The 16,195-nt window shown below is 73.4% G+C and carries 12 protein-coding genes; 2 read left to right on the top strand and 10 right to left on the bottom strand.

Annotated elements, in window-relative coordinates; all coding sequences use genetic code 11:
• Positions 1-90: 90 nt before the first annotated feature.
• The 3 genes from ABZU53_RS03160 to prmC are packed head-to-tail and all read right to left on the bottom strand — an operon-like array spanning position 91 to position 2,297.
• Entirely contained in the window at positions 91-702 is a 612-nt protein-coding gene (locus ABZU53_RS03160) for a phosphotyrosine protein phosphatase (protein WP_354861489.1), read from the bottom strand.
• Complete coding sequence (locus tag ABZU53_RS03165; protein ID WP_234588740.1) at positions 703-1,350, bottom strand: L-threonylcarbamoyladenylate synthase; 648 nt, start codon at positions 1,348-1,350, stop codon at positions 703-705.
• Positions 1,350-2,297: a peptide chain release factor N(5)-glutamine methyltransferase gene (prmC, locus tag ABZU53_RS03170; RefSeq protein ID WP_355063559.1), complete on the bottom strand. Its 948-nt coding sequence runs from the start codon at positions 2,295-2,297 to the stop codon at positions 1,350-1,352. The genes ABZU53_RS03165 and prmC overlap by 1 nt, the downstream gene beginning before the upstream one ends.
• A gap of 72 nt (positions 2,298-2,369) precedes the next feature.
• Between prmC and ABZU53_RS03175 the strand changes: the two genes are divergently transcribed.
• A complete protein-coding gene (locus tag ABZU53_RS03175) occupies positions 2,370-3,917 on the top strand; it encodes a GGDEF domain-containing protein (RefSeq protein ID WP_355063560.1) in 1,548 nt (515 codons plus the stop codon).
• A gap of 120 nt (positions 3,918-4,037) precedes the next feature.
• Here the strand turns inward: ABZU53_RS03175 and prfA are convergent, their stop codons facing one another.
• Both prfA and rpmE read right to left on the bottom strand, forming a co-directional pair.
• Complete coding sequence (gene prfA, locus ABZU53_RS03180; protein WP_354861485.1) at positions 4,038-5,126, bottom strand: peptide chain release factor 1; 1,089 nt, start codon at positions 5,124-5,126, stop codon at positions 4,038-4,040.
• Positions 5,127-5,253: 127 nt separating this feature from the next.
• Positions 5,254-5,478, bottom strand: coding sequence for a 50S ribosomal protein L31 (rpmE, locus tag ABZU53_RS03185; protein ID WP_007464546.1), 225 nt, complete (start codon positions 5,476-5,478; stop codon positions 5,254-5,256).
• 279 nt (positions 5,479-5,757) lie between these two features.
• On the opposite strand from rpmE, the gene ABZU53_RS03190 reads away from it, so the two are divergent.
• Positions 5,758-6,654, top strand: a complete 897-nt coding sequence (locus ABZU53_RS03190) for an AAA family ATPase (protein WP_355063562.1) — start codon at positions 5,758-5,760, stop codon at positions 6,652-6,654.
• A 43-nt stretch (positions 6,655-6,697) separates the two neighbouring features.
• On the opposite strand, the gene ABZU53_RS03195 is transcribed toward ABZU53_RS03190, so the two are convergent.
• The 5 genes from ABZU53_RS03195 to ABZU53_RS03215 form a co-directional block, all read right to left on the bottom strand.
• Entirely contained in the window at positions 6,698-10,201 is a 3,504-nt protein-coding gene (locus ABZU53_RS03195) for a phosphodiester glycosidase family protein (protein WP_355063563.1), read from the bottom strand.
• A 288-nt stretch (positions 10,202-10,489) separates the two neighbouring features.
• The gene (gene rho / locus ABZU53_RS03200) at positions 10,490-12,721 is read right to left on the bottom strand and encodes a transcription termination factor Rho (protein ID WP_355063565.1); all 2,232 of its coding nucleotides are present in this window, start codon (positions 12,719-12,721) and stop codon (positions 10,490-10,492) included.
• Positions 12,722-13,016: 295 nt separating this feature from the next.
• Entirely contained in the window at positions 13,017-13,961 is a 945-nt protein-coding gene (gene thrB / locus ABZU53_RS03205; protein ID WP_354859306.1) for a homoserine kinase, read from the bottom strand.
• A 136-nt stretch (positions 13,962-14,097) separates the two neighbouring features.
• Entirely contained in the window at positions 14,098-15,342 is a 1,245-nt protein-coding gene (locus ABZU53_RS03210; protein WP_354859303.1) for an MFS transporter, read from the bottom strand.
• 11 nt (positions 15,343-15,353) lie between these two features.
• Entirely contained in the window at positions 15,354-16,169 is an 816-nt protein-coding gene (locus ABZU53_RS03215) for a polysaccharide deacetylase family protein (protein ID WP_355063566.1), read from the bottom strand.
• Between the last annotated feature and the right edge of the window lie 26 nt (positions 16,170-16,195).

Raw genomic sequence — 16,195 nt, forward strand, 5'->3', positions numbered from 1 at the left:
AGCCGGTCACGCTAGGACCCGTTCAGAATGACCCGGGACACCCCTTTCGCCCCTGGTTTTCCCCAAACCCGGAGGAAACTCGCAGGTCGCTCAGGGCAGCAGCGCGGCGGCCAGCGGGTGGACCGTCTCCTCGATCTCGTCCGCGACCCGGGTGAAGCACTGGTCGCCGCGACCCCAGGGATCGTCGAGATCGTCGGTGGGCAGCGCGGAGGCGCCCAGCCGGTTGTCGTGCGCCGCCGCCACCAGGGCCACGCCCCGGGCGTACACCGCCTCCGGGGTGGCTTCGGCCGCCGGCAACGCGGCGGCGTCCACCGCGGCGAGCAGCCGGCCGAACTCACCCAGCACGAAGGTGCGGGCCGCCGCGTCCGGACGGAGCGCGACCACGTACTCCTGCTGGTCGGCCGTGGCCGTCAGGACCAGGTCGGCGGCGTCGATGTGGTCCGAGCGCAGCTTGCGCGCCGCGAACCCCTCGACGGCGCCGCCACGGTCGATGACCTGTCGCGCCGCCGGCGGGTTCATCTCCTCGCCCGCGTGCCAGCCGCCGGTGCCGGCGCTGTGGCTGTGCACCAGCTCCTCGGCGGCGGCCGGGTCCTGCGCACGCCGGGCCAACCGCTCCCGCACCGCGAGGGCGAGCAGTCGCTCGGCCATCGGCGAACGACAGATGTTGCCCATGCAGACGTGCAGGACGGTGAACGGGGGCACTCAGGCCCCCTGGACGTCGAGAAGATCCGGGACGACGTCGCGCAGCTTCTCCAGCGGGATCGCGCCGGCCCGCAGCAACTGCGGCACCTCGCCGGTCAGGTCCACGATCGTGCTCGGCACCGGATCCGGGCAGGGCCCGGCCTCCAGGTACGCGCGCACCGAGTAGCTGAGCTGGTCACGTGCCTCCTCGGCGGTCACCGCCGCCGGCTGGCCGGTCTTGTTGGCCGAGGAGACCGCCATCGGGCCGGTCTCCCGCAGCACCTCCAGGGCCACCGGGTGCAGCGGCATCCGCACCGCCACCGTGCCCGTCTTGTCGCCCAGGTCCCACTGGAGGCTCGGCGAGTGCTCGACCACGATGGTCAGCGCACCCGGCCAGAACGCCTCCACCAGGTCCCGTGCTGCCGTGGGCAGCGAGAAGACCAACCCGTCCAGGGTGTGGCGCGAACCGATCAACACCGGCGGCGGCATCTGCCGGCCCCGGCCCTTCGCGTCCAGCAGCGCCTTGACCGCGTAGGGCGTGAACGCGTCCGCGCCGATCCCGTAGACGGTGTCCGTCGGGAGGACGACCAGCTCGCCGTTCTTGACCGCCTCGATGGCCGCAGCGATGCCGCGGTCCCGATCGGCGGGCGATCGACAGTCGTAGAGCATCACGAGGAGTCAGTCTGCCACGCCGGCCCGGGCGCGGTGTGCTGGCCGTCCGCCCGTCGGGACGCGGTGGCGTAGCGAGGGCGGCCGGTGAGGTCCAGATGCTCCGTGACGTCCGCGAACCGGCCGTCGGAGGCGAACAACGCCGGGACCGCCACGTCGTGCGTGTCGTCGTGCTCGACCCCGATGACGCCGCCGGGGCGCAGCAGCGCCGCCGCCCGGATGATCACCGGTCGGATCACCGCCAGACCGTCCATGCCGCCGAAGACCGCCTCCGCCGGATCGTGCGCGGCCACCTCCGGCGGCACCACCACCTCCACCGGCACGTACGGCGGGTTGCAGAGCAGCACGTCCACCCGCCCCACCAGGTGCGCCAGCAGGTCCGGCGCCGTCACGTCGGCCTCGACCACCTCGATCGGCCGGTCGCCCGCGGCGGCCCGCTCGGCCGCGTTGCGGCGCAGCCACGCCAACGCCGCCGCGGACCGCTCGACCGCGATCACCCGCGCCCCGGGCAGCTCCTGCGCCACCGCCAGGGCGATCGCGCCGGTGCCGCTGCACAGATCCACGATCAGCGGCTCGGGTCTGCTCCGGCCCTGCTCGACACCCCAGCCCGCCAGCAGCTCCGTCTCCGGGCGGGGCACGAAGACGCCCGGACCGACCGCCAGCTCCAGATGCCGGAATCCGGCCCGACCGGTCAGGTGCTGCAACGGCTCCCGACCGGCGCGGCGGCCGACCAGCTCGTCGAGCCGGGCCAGCTGGGCGTCGTCCAGGTCGTCGGCGAGCGCCAGCCGACCCCGGGGCACCCCCAGCACGTACGCCGCCAGCAGCTCGGCCTCCACGCGCGCCGGGCCCACCCCGGCGGCGGCGAGCGCCCGCGCCGCGCGGGCGACCGCGGCGGACGGACGGGTACGTCCTGTCCCTTCGGGGGGGTGTTGCGGCAGAGTGGTCACGCGACAATCATGAGGCGTCACGGACGACGCGACGAACGGGTGCGGCAAGACGCACACGGCAGGAGGTTGTGGGTGGGCTGGCTCGACCGGGTCGATGACCAGGTTGACACCCTCACGCAGGCGCGGGCTTTGCAAGAAGCAAGTCGCTCGGCGGAGTCGTACGCGTTGCTGGAGCGGGTGATCGGCACCACCACCGACCCGGCCGCCCGTGCGGACGCCCTGGTGCAGCGCCTCTCCGCGCTGATCAATCTCGGTCGGACGGCGGAGTTCACCCGGGCGATCGAGGAGGCGTCGGCGGCCGTTCGCGATCTCGCCGAGCCCTACCTGCACGGGCACCTCAACGCGCTGGCCGCGCTCGCCGCGCACCATCAGGGCGCGCTGGACCGCTGCGTCACCCACCTCGTCAAGGCCGCCCGGGCGCTCGGCGCCGTGGAGGACCCGGACCGGGACACCGCGTGGGGCTGGCACGACCTCGCGATGGCCTACAGCTACCTCAGCTTCCACGGCTACGCCCTGGGCGCGATCGAACGCGCGCGGCAGCTCGGGTTGACCGCCGGCATCCCGGAGGAGACGTTCGCCGCACCGGGCATCCGGCTGCGCAACGCGGTGGCACTGGACCACAACGGGGACAGCGACGGCTGCCTGCGGGTGCTGCGGGACGTCGCGGCCGATCTGGCCCGGTTCGTCCGCAGTGGGCGGGCCGGCCGGCTGCGCCCGAGCAGCCTCGCCGCGTACGGATACTCGGCGGCACGTCAGGCCGCGCTCGGCGACCCGCTGGAGCCGACCGGCGAGACCCAGCCGTCCCACCTGCTCAGCCACGGCGGGGACAGCGCCCGGGCGCGGGACATGCGACAGCTCGGCATGGTCTGCCTGGCCGTCGCGGATGGTCGGCCCATCGAGGCGGTCGCCCGGCTGGACACCATCCGGGTGTCCACCGAGACGCTCGGCGCGGCCGAGCCGGCCCGGCTGCGCAGCATCGCGCTGGCCCGCGCTGGCGACCACCCGGCGGCGCACCGGGCGGACCGGCTGGCGTTCCGGCTCGCCGCGCAACGCAACGACCGGCTGCGCGACGTCTACATCGACGGCATCGCCGCCCGGATCGACCACGAGGAGATGCGTCGGGAGGCGGCCCGGTACGAGGGCGAGGCGCTGACCGACCCGCTCACCGGGCTACCCAACCGGCGCAGGCTGGAGCGGTACATCACCGCTGTGGTCACCCGGGGCGAGCGGGTGGTCATCGGCGTCTGCGACCTGGACGGCTTCAAGGCGGTCAACACCCGCCACGGGCACCACTCCGGCGACCTGGTGCTGCAACGCATCGCCGGGGTGATCAACCGGGTGATGCGCCGGGGTGACTTCGTGGCCCGCTACGGCGGGGACGAGTTCGTGGTGGTGCTCCCGGAGACCGGCATGACCGAGGCCGCCGAGGTGGCCCGCCGGATCGAGGCGGCGGTGCGCAACGAGGACTGGGAGTCCCTGGTGCCGGGCACCCCGGTCGGGGTGAGCATCGGCTTCGCGGAGGTCTCCGGCGGCGGCGGGCTGCGCGACGCGCTCAGCGTCGCATTCGAGCAGGCCGACCGGGAGATGCTGCGCGCGAAGTCACGCCCCCGCGCGAGCTGACCCCCCTTACGGGGTCGATCAAGGACTTGTGGTCCCCCACAAAAGGCCCACGACGCGACAATCTCCCCACCACAACTCCATGATCGACCGGGGTCGCGGCCGCGCAGGCCGGCGGTACGGTCAGCGGCGCGTCAGTTCGGTGTCGCCGGCCAGCCGGGCGGCGCGGTCGGCCTCGGCCAGGGCGTCCAGCACCCCGTCCAGGTCGCCGGCGAGCGCCAGATCCAGGTTGTAGGCGGTGTAGCCGATCCGGTGGTCGGTGATCCGGTTCTGCGGGAAGTTGTACGTGCGGATCCGCTCCGAGCGGTCCACGGTGCGTACCTGCGCCTTGCGGGCGTCCGAGGCGGCGGCGTCGGCCTGCTCCTGGGCGGCGGCGAGCAGCCGGGCCCGCAGGATCCGCATCGCCTGCTCCCGGTTCTGCAACTGGGACTTCTCGTTCTGGCAGGAGACGACGATGCCAGTCGGCAGGTGGGTGATCCGTACCGCCGAGTCGGTGGTGTTCACCGACTGGCCGCCCGGCCCGGACGACCGGAACACGTCGATGCGCAGCTCGTTGGCGTCGATGGTGACGTCGACGTCCTCGGCCTCGGGGAGCACCAGCACCCCGGCCGCGCTGGTGTGGATCCGGCCCTGCGACTCGGTGACCGGGACGCGCTGCACCCGGTGCACGCCGCCCTCCCACTTGAGCCGCGACCAGACGCCGTTCCCACCCTCGGGCACGCCCTTGGTCTTGATCGACAGCGACACGTCCTTGACGCCGCCGAGATCCGAGTCCTGCGCGTCGATCACCTCGGTGATCCAGCCGTGCCGCTCGGCGTACCGGGTGTACATCCGCAGCAGGTCGCCGGCGAACAGCGCCGACTCCTCGCCGCCCTCACCGGCCTTGATCTCGACGATCACGTCCTTGGCGTCGTGCGGGTCACGCGGGATGAGCAGCTCGGCGAGGCGCTCCTCCAGCACCGGCAGGGACGCCGCGATCGCCTCGGTCTCGGCCGCGAACGAGGGATCCTCGGCGGCCAGCTCGCGGGCCGCGGCCAGGTCGGCGCGCGCCTGCTCCAGCTCACCGGCGGCCTTGTGCAGCGGCACCAGCTCGGCGTACCGGCGGCCCACCCGGCGCGCGGTGGCCTGGTCGGCGTGGATGGCCGGGTCGGCCAGCCGCTTCTCCAGCTCCGCGTACTCGTCGAGGAGGCCGGCCAGACGCTCGCTGCTCATGCTGCGGATGCTCCTTCGACGGTGCGACACCGGGCCGGCCCCGAGAGCCGACCGCGCGTGGAAACAGGCGAAACGCGGACGGCGCCCGCGTCCGGTGGAAAACCGGACGCGGGCGCCGAACGGGGAGTTACTTGGCCTTCTTGGCCTGAACCTTGGCGTACTTCTGCTGGAACTTCGCGACCCGGCCGGCGGTGTCGAGAACGCGCTGCTTACCGGTGTAGAACGGGTGGCAGGCGCTGCAGGTCTCGACGTGGATCGCCCCGCCCTTGGCGGTGCTGCGGGTCGTGAACGTGTTGCCACAGGAGCAGCTGACCTCGGTGGTCACGTACTCCGGGTGGATGTTTGCCTTCATCTCGCCTCGGTCCTCTCGTTGGTGGTCGCCGGGTCGCCGTCATCGCTCGTCGCGCCGTACGCGACGGGCTCGGGCGTGAACCGGAACCGGTGGCCGATTGACCAGTGTGCCATGGGCCGGAGCCGACCCGGTAAGCGGGCCGCACACCTCGTCCGGCATCGTCAACACGTGCCTCCCCGTCCGCATTCCCACCGCCCGACAGGGCATTCGCCCACCCGGCGGACCACCGCCGGGGTACCCCGCCGGGGGTACGCACGCCGAGCCGAAGGTGCGCCGCCGATGACCCGCCTGATCGCCACCCGGGGACTGCCCGCCTCGGGCAAGACGACGTTCGCCCGCACGCTTCAGCCGTCCGTCGTCCGGGTCAACCGGGACGACCTGCGCCGGATGCTGCACGGCGAGCGGCTCTTCACCCAGTGGGCCGAGGCCCAGGTGACCGTCGTACAGCGGGCCCAGGTCGAGGCGCTGCTGCGGGCCCGGGCGGACGTCTGCGTGGACGACACCAACCTGCGCTCGCGGACGCTGCGCGACTGGGCCGAGCTGGCCGCCCGCCACGGCGCGGATTTCGAGGTGCACGACTTCACCGACGTGCCGCTTGCCGAATGCCTGCGCCGGGACGCCGCCCGCCCGGCTGCCGAACAGGTCGGGGCCGAGGCCATCCGTCGGCTGCACGAGCGGTACCTCGAGGGGCGGACCCTGCCGTTGCCGGTGCCGCAGGCCCGCACCGGGCGCCCCGCCGTCGTGCACCCGCCGTCGACCGAGCCACCCGAGATCGTCCTGGTGGACATCGACGGCACCGTCGCGCTGGCCGTGTCCCGCAGCCCGTACGACATGACCCGGGTGGGCGAGGACGAGCCGAACACGGCGGTGATCGCGGCGGTCCGGGCGATGCACGCCGCCGGGTACGGGGTGGTCTTCTGCTCGGGGCGGGACGCCTCCGCCCGCGCGGCCACCGAGGCGTGGCTGGCCCGGCACGTCCGGGTCCCCTACCTCGGCCTGCACCTGCGGGCCGTCGGCGACTCCCGGAAGGACTCGATCGTGAAGCGGGAGATCTACGACCGGGAGATCCGGGACCGTTACCGGGTGGCCGGCGTCTTCGACGACCGCGTCCAGGTGGTGCAGATGTGGCGAGCCCTCGGCCTGACCGTCTTCCAGGTGGCCGACGGCGACTTCTGAGCGCGAGCAGGGCCCTTCGGCGGGGAAGGGCCCTGCTAGGCGCTCACCGGATGAGCGAGATGGTGGCTTCGGCGCGGATGGTGTTGACGGTGACGCTCAGGCGTACGGGTGCGCCGGGGCGCAACGCGGTCAGGGTGCCGGTGGCGGGGTCGAAGCGGGCGGTGTGCCACGGGCGCACACCGGCCGCCGAGCCGATGTGCAGGTTCGGCGAGGCGGTCCAGTCGGCGCTGACGGGAGCGGCCACCGGGACCGTACGGCCGCCGGGCTGGGTGAGCGTGGCGGTGACCGCCGCCGGGGCGCCGACCGCGACGCTGGCCGGTGCGGCGAGCGTCAGCCGGTCGGTGTGCGCGTGGAACTCCGCGTCCACCCAGCGGGGCCCCTCGGCGAACGGGTCGCGACGGGCCCGGTCGGCCTCGGCCGGGGTGACCGGGTCCACACCGAACTCCGTCCAGCCGGTGAAGCCGCCCTGGTCGGCGGGGGTCGACGGCGTCTTGCCCGAGTTGCCGTTGATCACGTAGGGCACCCCGTCGACCCGGTCGGCGTGGAAGGTGCCGACGTGCCCGCCCACGAACAGCGCGCCCTTGCCGGTGCGGTGCTGGAAGTCGGCCAGCCACTGTTCCAGCAGCGCCGCCTCCTTGCGGTCGCCGAGCTGGCTGGCCTGCGCCGGGCTCGGGTCACGCGCCGGGTGGTGGTGCAGGACGACGACCGAGCCGACGCGCGGGTCGGCGGCCGCCGCGTCCAGCGTCTCGCGCAGCATCCGCACCTGGTCGAAGCCGCCACCACGCAGCGTCCCGCTGGACGAGTTCAGCGTGACGAACCGGGTGCCGGCGTGGTCGAACACCCGCGAGGTGGCGCCGAACGCGGCCTCGAAGTTGCTGATCGGGGCGCCCATGATCTCGTGGTTGCCGGGGACGTAGTACCAGGGCAGCGCGTCGCTCAGCTCCTCGTCGAGGATGCGCCGGGCCAGCGCGAAGTCGGCCGGATAGGCGGTGTCCACGAAGTCACCGTTGATCAGCAGGAAGTCCGGCCGGGCGGCCTTCACCTCGCGCAGCGTCCGCCGGGCCTGGGCGACCAGGTCGCTGTCCGGGTCGGCGGCGACGAACTGGGCGTCGGAGAGCACCGCGAACCGCCAGGGCGCGCCGTCCACCGTGCCGTCGCGGACCACCACCCGGTCGGTGCGCGGGGCCGCCGCCGGCACGTCGACCGTCGGCGGCACCTTCGCCACCAGGTCATCGATGATCACTTCGCTGGTGTACTGCGCGGCGGCGTTGGTCTCGGCCACGTAGAAGCGGCGCACCCGTACCGGGTACTGCACCCCGGCCGGCACCGCGAACTCCACGTACCGCCAGCCGGTCCAGGTGATCAGCGGGCCGCGCAGCACGTGCTGGGTGTCCTGCGCGTCGTGCAGGTGCAGGCTCGGCCACTCGCCGGTGCCGTTGCCGTGGATCCACATGCCGAAGGCCTGCGGCTGGCCGGGCACCTCGATCCAGGCCGGCGGGTCGGCGTACGCGGCCCGGGTGCCGGTGGACTGGCTGAAGTCGTACGACATCTTCAGGCCGGTGCCGGTGTGACCTGGCGCCGGCGCGACCGAGCCGCTGGCGCGGGCCTGGCTGAACCGCCAGGACGCCGCGTCGTCGAAGCCGGCGACCGGCACGTCGGTCAGCCCGACCGTGACCGGCAGGACGGTGCTCGTCCGTCCGACGCGGACGGTCACCAGGGCGGAGCCGGTGTCGCGCAGCGCGGTGACGGTGAGGTTGCCGTCCCGGCTCGGGGCGATCCGCAGCAGGTCGTGGTCGTAGTCGAGGGTGAGGTCCGCCGGCTCGATCGGCGCGGTGTTGCCCTCGGCGTCGTAGCCGACCACCCCGACCAGGGCGTTGCCGTCCTGGCCGGTCAGCCCGATCCGTGGCACCGTGGTGCCGAGCCGGGTCAGCGGGCCCAGGACGGTGAGGCCCAGCGAGCCCGTCGCCCGACCCCGTGCGGCGGTGACCGTGCTGGCTCCCGGCGTGCCGGCGTGGAAGACCCCGTCACGGTCGATGCGGCCCCGGGCCGCCGGGGTGGCCCGCCAGGTGGGCGCACCTGCGGCCGGGCCGTACGTCTCGTCGTAGCCGGCCGCAGTGAGGGTGCGGGTCAGCCCGGGGAAGACCCGGTCGGGCCGGCCACCGCGCACCGGCGAGACGCCCGGGGCGGCGGTGGGATCGCTGGACGTCTCGACCCAGTAGCCGGTGAGCCGGCCGCTGCCCTTCGGCGCGTAGATGGCCAGGCCGTTGGGCACCGCCCGTTCGCTGCCGTCGGAGGGGCCGTTCTCCACCTGCACGGCCGACGCGCCCGGCTCCCGGGCCAGCAGCGTCGACGATCCGCCACCGTCGAGGTTGAGCGCGTCCCGGGCGCCCAGCTCGGCCATCATCCGGCCCATCTCGGTCTGCGTCACGCCGCGGCTGTCGACCTGCCGGCCGTCCACGGTCAGCATGATCATTTTCTGGCCGTCGGCGCTGAACCCGACCGCCGTACGCGGGGCGAGGGTCGCATCGGCGATGCTCTGCACGACGCCGTCGCGGACCAGGACGTTGCCACCTCCGACCGCCGCGTGCAGGGCGCTCCCGTCGGACGACTTCGGCCGCCAGGTCACCGGGACCGGGTCACCGACGTGCACCCCGCCCAGCGCGTCCGCGCCGGCGTCGCGGCCGAGCAGCACCGTGCTGCCGGCGACGACCGGGCCGCTGCCGGCCACGCCGGCCACCGCGGCCACCCGGCCGCCGGTCACTGTCACCTCGACCACCCGGGCCGCGCCCTCCACGGCACGCTGCCGGGAGTACGTCCCCCACAGCTCGGTGAACGCGCCGATGCCGTCGGCCTGCACCATGTTGTTGAACTGGGTCAGCGCCACCGGCCCGGTGGGCAGGGTGGCGCTGCCGTCGAAGTTCACCTCGACCACGCGACCGATTCCGGTGGCGGTGACCGCCACGGCGTTGCGGTGACCGCCGACCGCCGACTGGATCAGCTCGCCGTCGCGGATGCCGACGCCCTGCGCGGCCCCGGAGTTGTTGATGTCGAAGAAGTCGCCGTTGACCGCGGCGACCGCCCGCGAGTCGTCCACCGCCTTGCGCAGCGGCTCGGCCCGGCTGACCGCGCCGGAGTTGACGTAGTCGACCGTGGACCCGCCGGCCAGGTCGGTGGTGAGCGCGTCGGCGCGCAGCCAACCATCGGCGTCGTACCTGTCGAAGGAGGTGAGCTGCACGCCCGGCGCGACCGGACGGGTGGCCTTCGTGGTCTCCAGGCCGCCGGCCGGCTCCAGTCCGCCAGCGGCGGCGGTCGGGGCGGTCGCGGCGGTCGGGTCGGCGGCGAGGCTGACCGAGTCGGCCGGGTGGGACGACGCGGCCGGTGCGTCCTCGGCGGCGGTGGCCGGGAGCGCGGGCGGCGACGCCACGGGCCGGGTGGCCACCGACGGTGCGGGCGGCGCGGCGGTGGCCGGCGGCGACACGGCCAGGGCGAGCAGCGGCGTCAGCAGCAGGACACCGGTGCGACGGGCGGATCGTCTGCGGGTACGCATGGACGACAGTCAACCCGGCAGTGAATAGAAGTTTCAAGACCTGTCGACTGAACCGAAGGAAAATTCCGCCAACCCCGGCTCCTGGCTCCCCGCCGAACCCCCTCTGGTGGCGTGCGAGCAGGGCCGGCCGCTCCCTCTCGTTCCCCTTTGCTCTGCTTCAACGGACGCAACACAAAGCGCCCCGAAGTGTTGCGCCGGTTGAAGCAGAGCAAAGGACGATGGGCGGACACGACGAAGGGGCACGGCCGCGATGGCCGTGCCCCTTCGTCGTCGGTCAACCGGGAACGGTTACTCCCCCGGCGTCGACTTCGCGATCTGCATCAGGAACTCGATGTTGGTGCGGGACTGCTTGAGCCGGTCCAGCAGGAGATCCATCGCCGCCTGCGAGTCCAGCGAGTGCAGCACCTTGCGGAGCTTGTGGATGATGGCCAGCTCCTCGGGCGCGAGCAGGACCTCTTCCTTCCGGGTGCCGGACGGGTTGATGTCGATGGCCGGGAAGGTGCGCTTGTCGGCGATCTTCCGGTCCAGCTTCAACTCGGCGTTGCCGGTGCCCTTGAACTCCTCGAAGATGACCGTGTCCGCCATGGACCCGGTCTCCACCAGCGCCGTGGCGATGATGGTCAGCGACCCGCCGTTCTCGATGTTGCGGGCCGCGCCGAGGAAGCGCTTCGGCGGGTAGAGCGCGGTGGAGTCGATACCACCCGACATGATCCGGCCGCTGGCCGGCGCCGCCAGGTTGTACGACCGACCGAGCCGGGTCACCGAGTCGAGCAGCACGACGACGTCGTGACCCAGCTCGACCAGGCGCTTGGCCCGCTCGATGGCCAGCTCCGCCACCGTCGTGTGGTCCTGCGGCGGACGGTCGAACGTGGCCGCGATGACCTCGCCCTTGATCGACCGCTGCATGTCGGTGACCTCTTCGGGCCGCTCGTCGACCAGCACCACCATGAGGTGGCACTCCGGGTTGTTCCGGGTGATCGCGTTCGCGATCGCCTGGAGCACCATCGTCTTACCCGCCTTCGGCGGCGACTGGATGAGCGCCCGCTGGCCCTTGCCGATCGGCATGACCAGGTCGATGACCCGGGTGGTCAGGATGTGCGGCTCGGTCTCCAGCCGCAGGCGCTCCTGCGGGTAGAGCGGCGTGAGCTTGTAGAACTCCGGCCGCCGCCGCGCCTCGTCCGGCTCCATCCCGTTGATCGTGTCCAGCCGCATCAGCGGGTTGTACTTGTCCCGCCGCTGGTCACCGGTGTTGCCGACCTCGCGGGCCGCACGCACCGCGCCGGTGATCGCGTCACCGCGGCGCAGACCGTACTTCTTGATCTGGGACATCGAGACGTACACGTCGTTCGGGCCGGCCAGGTAACCGGTCGTCCGCACGAAGGCGTAGTTGTCGAGCACGTCGATGATGCCGGCCACGGGGACGAGCACGTCGTCCTCGCCGACCTGCGGCTCACGGCCACCGGTGTCACCACCGGTCTCCGCCCGCTCGCCACGGCCACGCCGACGGTCCCGGAAGCGGCTGCGCCGGCCACGCCGACCGCCGCCCTCACCGTCGTCGTCGTCGTTGTCCCGCTCGACACGCTGGCCGCGGTCGTTGCGGTCGGCGCGCTCCGAACGGTCGGTGCGCTCGGTGCGCTCGCCCCGGTCGTTGCGGTCGCCCCGCTCGGCGCGCTCGCCCCGATCGTTGCGGTCGGCCCGCTCACCACGCTCGCCCCGATCGTTGCGCTCGGCCCGCTCACCGCGATCGTTGCGCTCACCGCGATCGTTGCGGTCACCCCGGTCGTTGCGCTCGGCCCGCTCACCGCGATCGTTGCGCTCACCGCGATCGTTGCGGTCACCCCGGTCGTTGCGCTCGGCCCGCTCGCCACGGTCGGCGCGCTCGCCCCGATCGTTGCGCTCGCCCCGATCGTTGCGCTCGGCCCGCTCGCCACGGTCGGCGCGCTCGGCACGGTCGCTGCGCTCGGCACGGTCGCGGCGGTTCTCGCCACGGTCGGACCGCTCGCCGGCCTCCACCTCGTCGGTGCGGGCCTCAGCGGAACGGACCTCAGAGGAACGGACCTCGGAGGAACGCGCCTCCGCGGCGCGCGGCTCAGAGGTGCCGGCCTCGGCGGTACGGGACTCGGCCGGGGCGGTCCGGCTGCGCCGGGTACGGCCACGGCCCTCGGTCGCGGCAGCCGGCTCGGCCGGCGTCTGGTCGGTGCTGCGGCTCTCGGCCGCCGGGCGATCCACGGTCTCCCGCACCTCCTCACGGGCCGGAGCGGCCGCAGCCGCGACCTCGGCTCGCGGTCGAGGGGTCCCGGCGGCGTTGCCGCCCTGCCGCTCGGAGATCGCGGCGATCAGCTCACCCTTGCGCATGCGAGCCGTGCCGGAGATGCCGAGCGACGCAGCCAGGCTCTGCAGCTCTGGCAGCAGCATCGCCGACAGACCGGTGCCGCTGCGCCGACGACGGGCGGGAGCGGCAGCGGTGGCATCGCCAGCGACGTTGGAAACATCCGACGTCACGTCGGTGGTGTCGCTCAATGGATTCCTTCCCTCGATAAGGCCGGGACTGCCCGGAGTCGGAGCTCAGGTGGCCGGGCGGCCTCGGTGCACCCGCCTCGCAAGGACGCGTCGCGGGAGTCTGTGACACAGCAGCCGGTGGTTTCCCGACCCACCAAACGTCGGTGAGCAGGTCTCGCCGTCTGCGGCGACCTGTGGAAACTGCGGTGCGGCGTGGGCCTTGGCAGGGGTGACGGGCTGACCGCCGAGAGCTTCGGGGGTGCGCCGCCCCGCAGGAGATCGCGTGCTTCGCGGCTGTGCTAGGTCTAGAGCGTAATCAACTCTTCCGACCTGCGGCAACAGGGTCCCGCTCGGCGTGTCCAAGTCTACCCCGGGCGACCCGGGCGCCGCTGACGTCTATCGGTAACTGCCAGATCTGCCAGTCTGTTCCCGGGTCGAGGCTCGGCGGAGGCGCGCTGAGCGCCAGCACGCTCGGCCCGGCCCCACTGACCACAGCCGCCACACCCGCCGCTCGCAACTCGCTGACCAGGGCCGATGTGCCCGGCATCCCGGCTGCCCGGTAATCCTGGTGGAGGCGGTCGACGGTGGCCGGCAGCAACAGCGCCGGGTCGGTGGTGAGCGCGTGCACCAGCAGCGCCGCCCGCCCCGCGGTCAACGCGGCGTCGGCGTGGGGCACGGTGGCCGGCAGCGCCGCCCGCGCGGTAGCGGTCAGGCCGCGCTCGGCCGGCACGAAAACCGTGGGTCGTACGCCGGCCGCGACCGGCAGGGACACCGCGCGAGCGCCGCCCGGCTCGGACCAGGCCACCGTGAAACCGCCGAGCAGACACGGAGCGACGTTGTCCGGATGGCCCTCGATGTCGGCGGCCAGCCGGAGCACGCCGGGCTCGTCCAGCCGGTGCTCGCCGTCGGCGACCAGGGCACGGGCCAGCAGCACCCCGGCGACGATGGCGGCCGACGACGAGCCCAGGCCGCGCGCCTGCGGGATCCGATTGACGCACTCGACGCTCAGGCCGGCGGGCTGCGCGCCGAGAACGTCGAAGGTGGCACGCATGGCCCGCACCACCAGGTGCCGATCGTCGTCCGGCAGCTCACCGGCGCCCTGGCCGGTGACCGTCACCCGGACCCCGGCGGCCGCGACCTCGGCGGCCAGGTCGTCGTAGAGCCCGAGGGCGAGCCCCAGCGCGTCGAAGCCCGGACCGAGGTTGGCACTGGTCGCGGGGACCCGGACCCGGACCGGCCCGGCGGTGAAGTTCGTCGGCACGCGCTCATGCTAGGGCGTGTGTCAAAGTCCTCGGTCGAGCCGAGGCGGAGTCCAGGCGGCGGTCCGGCAAGGCGGAGATTGGCTCGGATACCGGTGTCGTATCCGGGCCGATCTCCAACGCGGCCGGCCGCGGGTCTCAGCCGGCTGGGTCGCCGACCGGCTCGGCGACCGGGTTTGTCAGCGACAGCCGGCGGGTGGCGATCCGCCAGCCGACCGCGTACACGAGGGTGACCAGTCCGCAGCCGGCCAGCACCACCCGTTCGTCCACCACGTCCACCACCAGGGCCACCGCCAGTTGGCTCACCGAGATGGCCAGCGTCGCGAGCATCATGTCGGTGGCGAAGACACGCCCGCGCAGCCGGTCCGGCACCTCGCCCTGAAGGGCGAAGTTCGACATCACCCAGTTGCTGCCGCCCGCGAAGTGCGCCACGAAGACCAGCAGCAGCACCAGCGGGAACCAGCGCACCACCGACGTACCCAGGTAGGCCAGGCCGTAGAGCGACATGGACAGCGCGAGCCCGGGCAGCAGCCAGGACCGGTTGGTCAACACCCGCCGCATCAGGATCGGGCCGACCAGGGCGCCGGCTCCGCGGACCGCGAAGAGCAGGCCGGCACCCAGCGAACCGACCCCGTAGACGCCTGCGAGCAGCGGAAACACGGTCAGCACGCCGTTGCCCAGGCCGACCGCCGACTTGACCGTGACCAGCGCCAGCACCCGCGGCCGGTGCCCGATGTAGCCGAGCGCCTCGCGGACCGCCGACCAGGTCCGCTGCGCCGGCAGCTCCGGGTCGCGGGCCGCCTGCAACGGCCGGCGGATCCGGGTGGCGAGGCCCGCGGCCAGCGCCAGGCCGACCGCCGCCACCCAGAAGCAGGCGTACGGGCCGGCAGCCGAGCTGAGCACACCGCCCAGCGAGGCGCCCACCACAGTCATGGTGCCCCAGGCCGAGCCGGCCACGGCGTTACCGGCGGCCAGCTCGTGCGGCTCCAGCACGTTGGGGAGCGCGGCCTGGGCGGCCGGCGAGTAGAACGCCTTGGCGACCGCGACGGCACCGATCGCCACCAGCGCCAACCACGCCGTACCGCGGTCGCGCACGCCGAGGAGCAGCAGCACGCCGGCCAGCGCGGCCACGTTCGCGGTGATCATGATCTTCCGCCGGTCGAAGCGGTCGGCGATCGTGCCGGTGTACGGCAGCAGCAGCGCCACGATGCCGGTGTCCACCGCCAGCACCAGGGCACCCCAGACCCCGCTGCCGGTCAGCTGCGGCAGCAGCACCAGCAGCGGCACCATGACGAACCAGTCAGCACCGAAGACCACCAGCTCGGCGAGGAAGAGATTGCGAAAGCTCCGATTGCCGGTAAGGACCGCGAGGGTGGACGCCACGGAGCGGGACCCTACCCGGTCGGTGCGGGGGCTACACCGGGTCCCAGCAGCGCCGAGACGGTGACGAAGGTGTAGCCACGCGCCCGCAGCCCGGCGATCATGTCGGGGAGGCCGTGCAGCGCGACCAGACGTCTCCGGTCACCGACGTCGTGCCCGAGCACGATGGTCCCCGGCCGGACGGTGGCCACGATCCGCCGGGCGTGGCCGACCGGGTCGTCGGGAAACTCCCGCTCCACCATCTGCAACGACCAGAGCACCAGCCGGTAGTTCAACCGGGATGCCGCGTGCAGCACCGCACCACCCAGGTGGCCGTACGGCGGGCGGACCAGCCTCGGCGGCCTGCCGGTCACCTCGGCGATCGCGTCGTGGCTGCGGTGCAGGTCGTCGTACGCCGCGGCGGCGTCCAGCCGGGCGAGGTCCCGGTGCGCCCAGCTGTGGTTGCCCACCTCGTGCTCGCCGAGCCTGTCGCGTACGAGGTCGGCGTGTTTCCTGGCCTGGGCGCCGACCAGGAAGAACGTCGCGGGCACCCGGTGCTGGGCGAGGGTGTCCAGCACCATGGGCGTCCACTGTGGCGCCGGCCCGTCGTCGAAGGTGAGCGCGACCAGCCGCTGCGTGGTCGGCCCCGACCAGATGACCGGCACCGCGCCGGAGCCGACGTTCTGCGGCCCGTTGCCGACCGTGGCGCTGGCCGGGCCGCCGGCGAGCGGCAGCCGCCGATGGGTGAGCCAGGCGTCGGTGGCGCCCGCCCCGGCGGCCGCCCCGGTCACCACCAGAGCCCCCCGGCGCAGCAGATCGCGCCGGGACCACCCGTGCGCGCTCTCGGTCATCCACCCGCCCCGCTCGCCGACACCTC

The organism is Micromonospora sp. NPDC005194, assembly GCF_040608335.1.
GTDB lineage: Bacteria > Actinomycetota > Actinomycetes > Mycobacteriales > Micromonosporaceae > Micromonospora.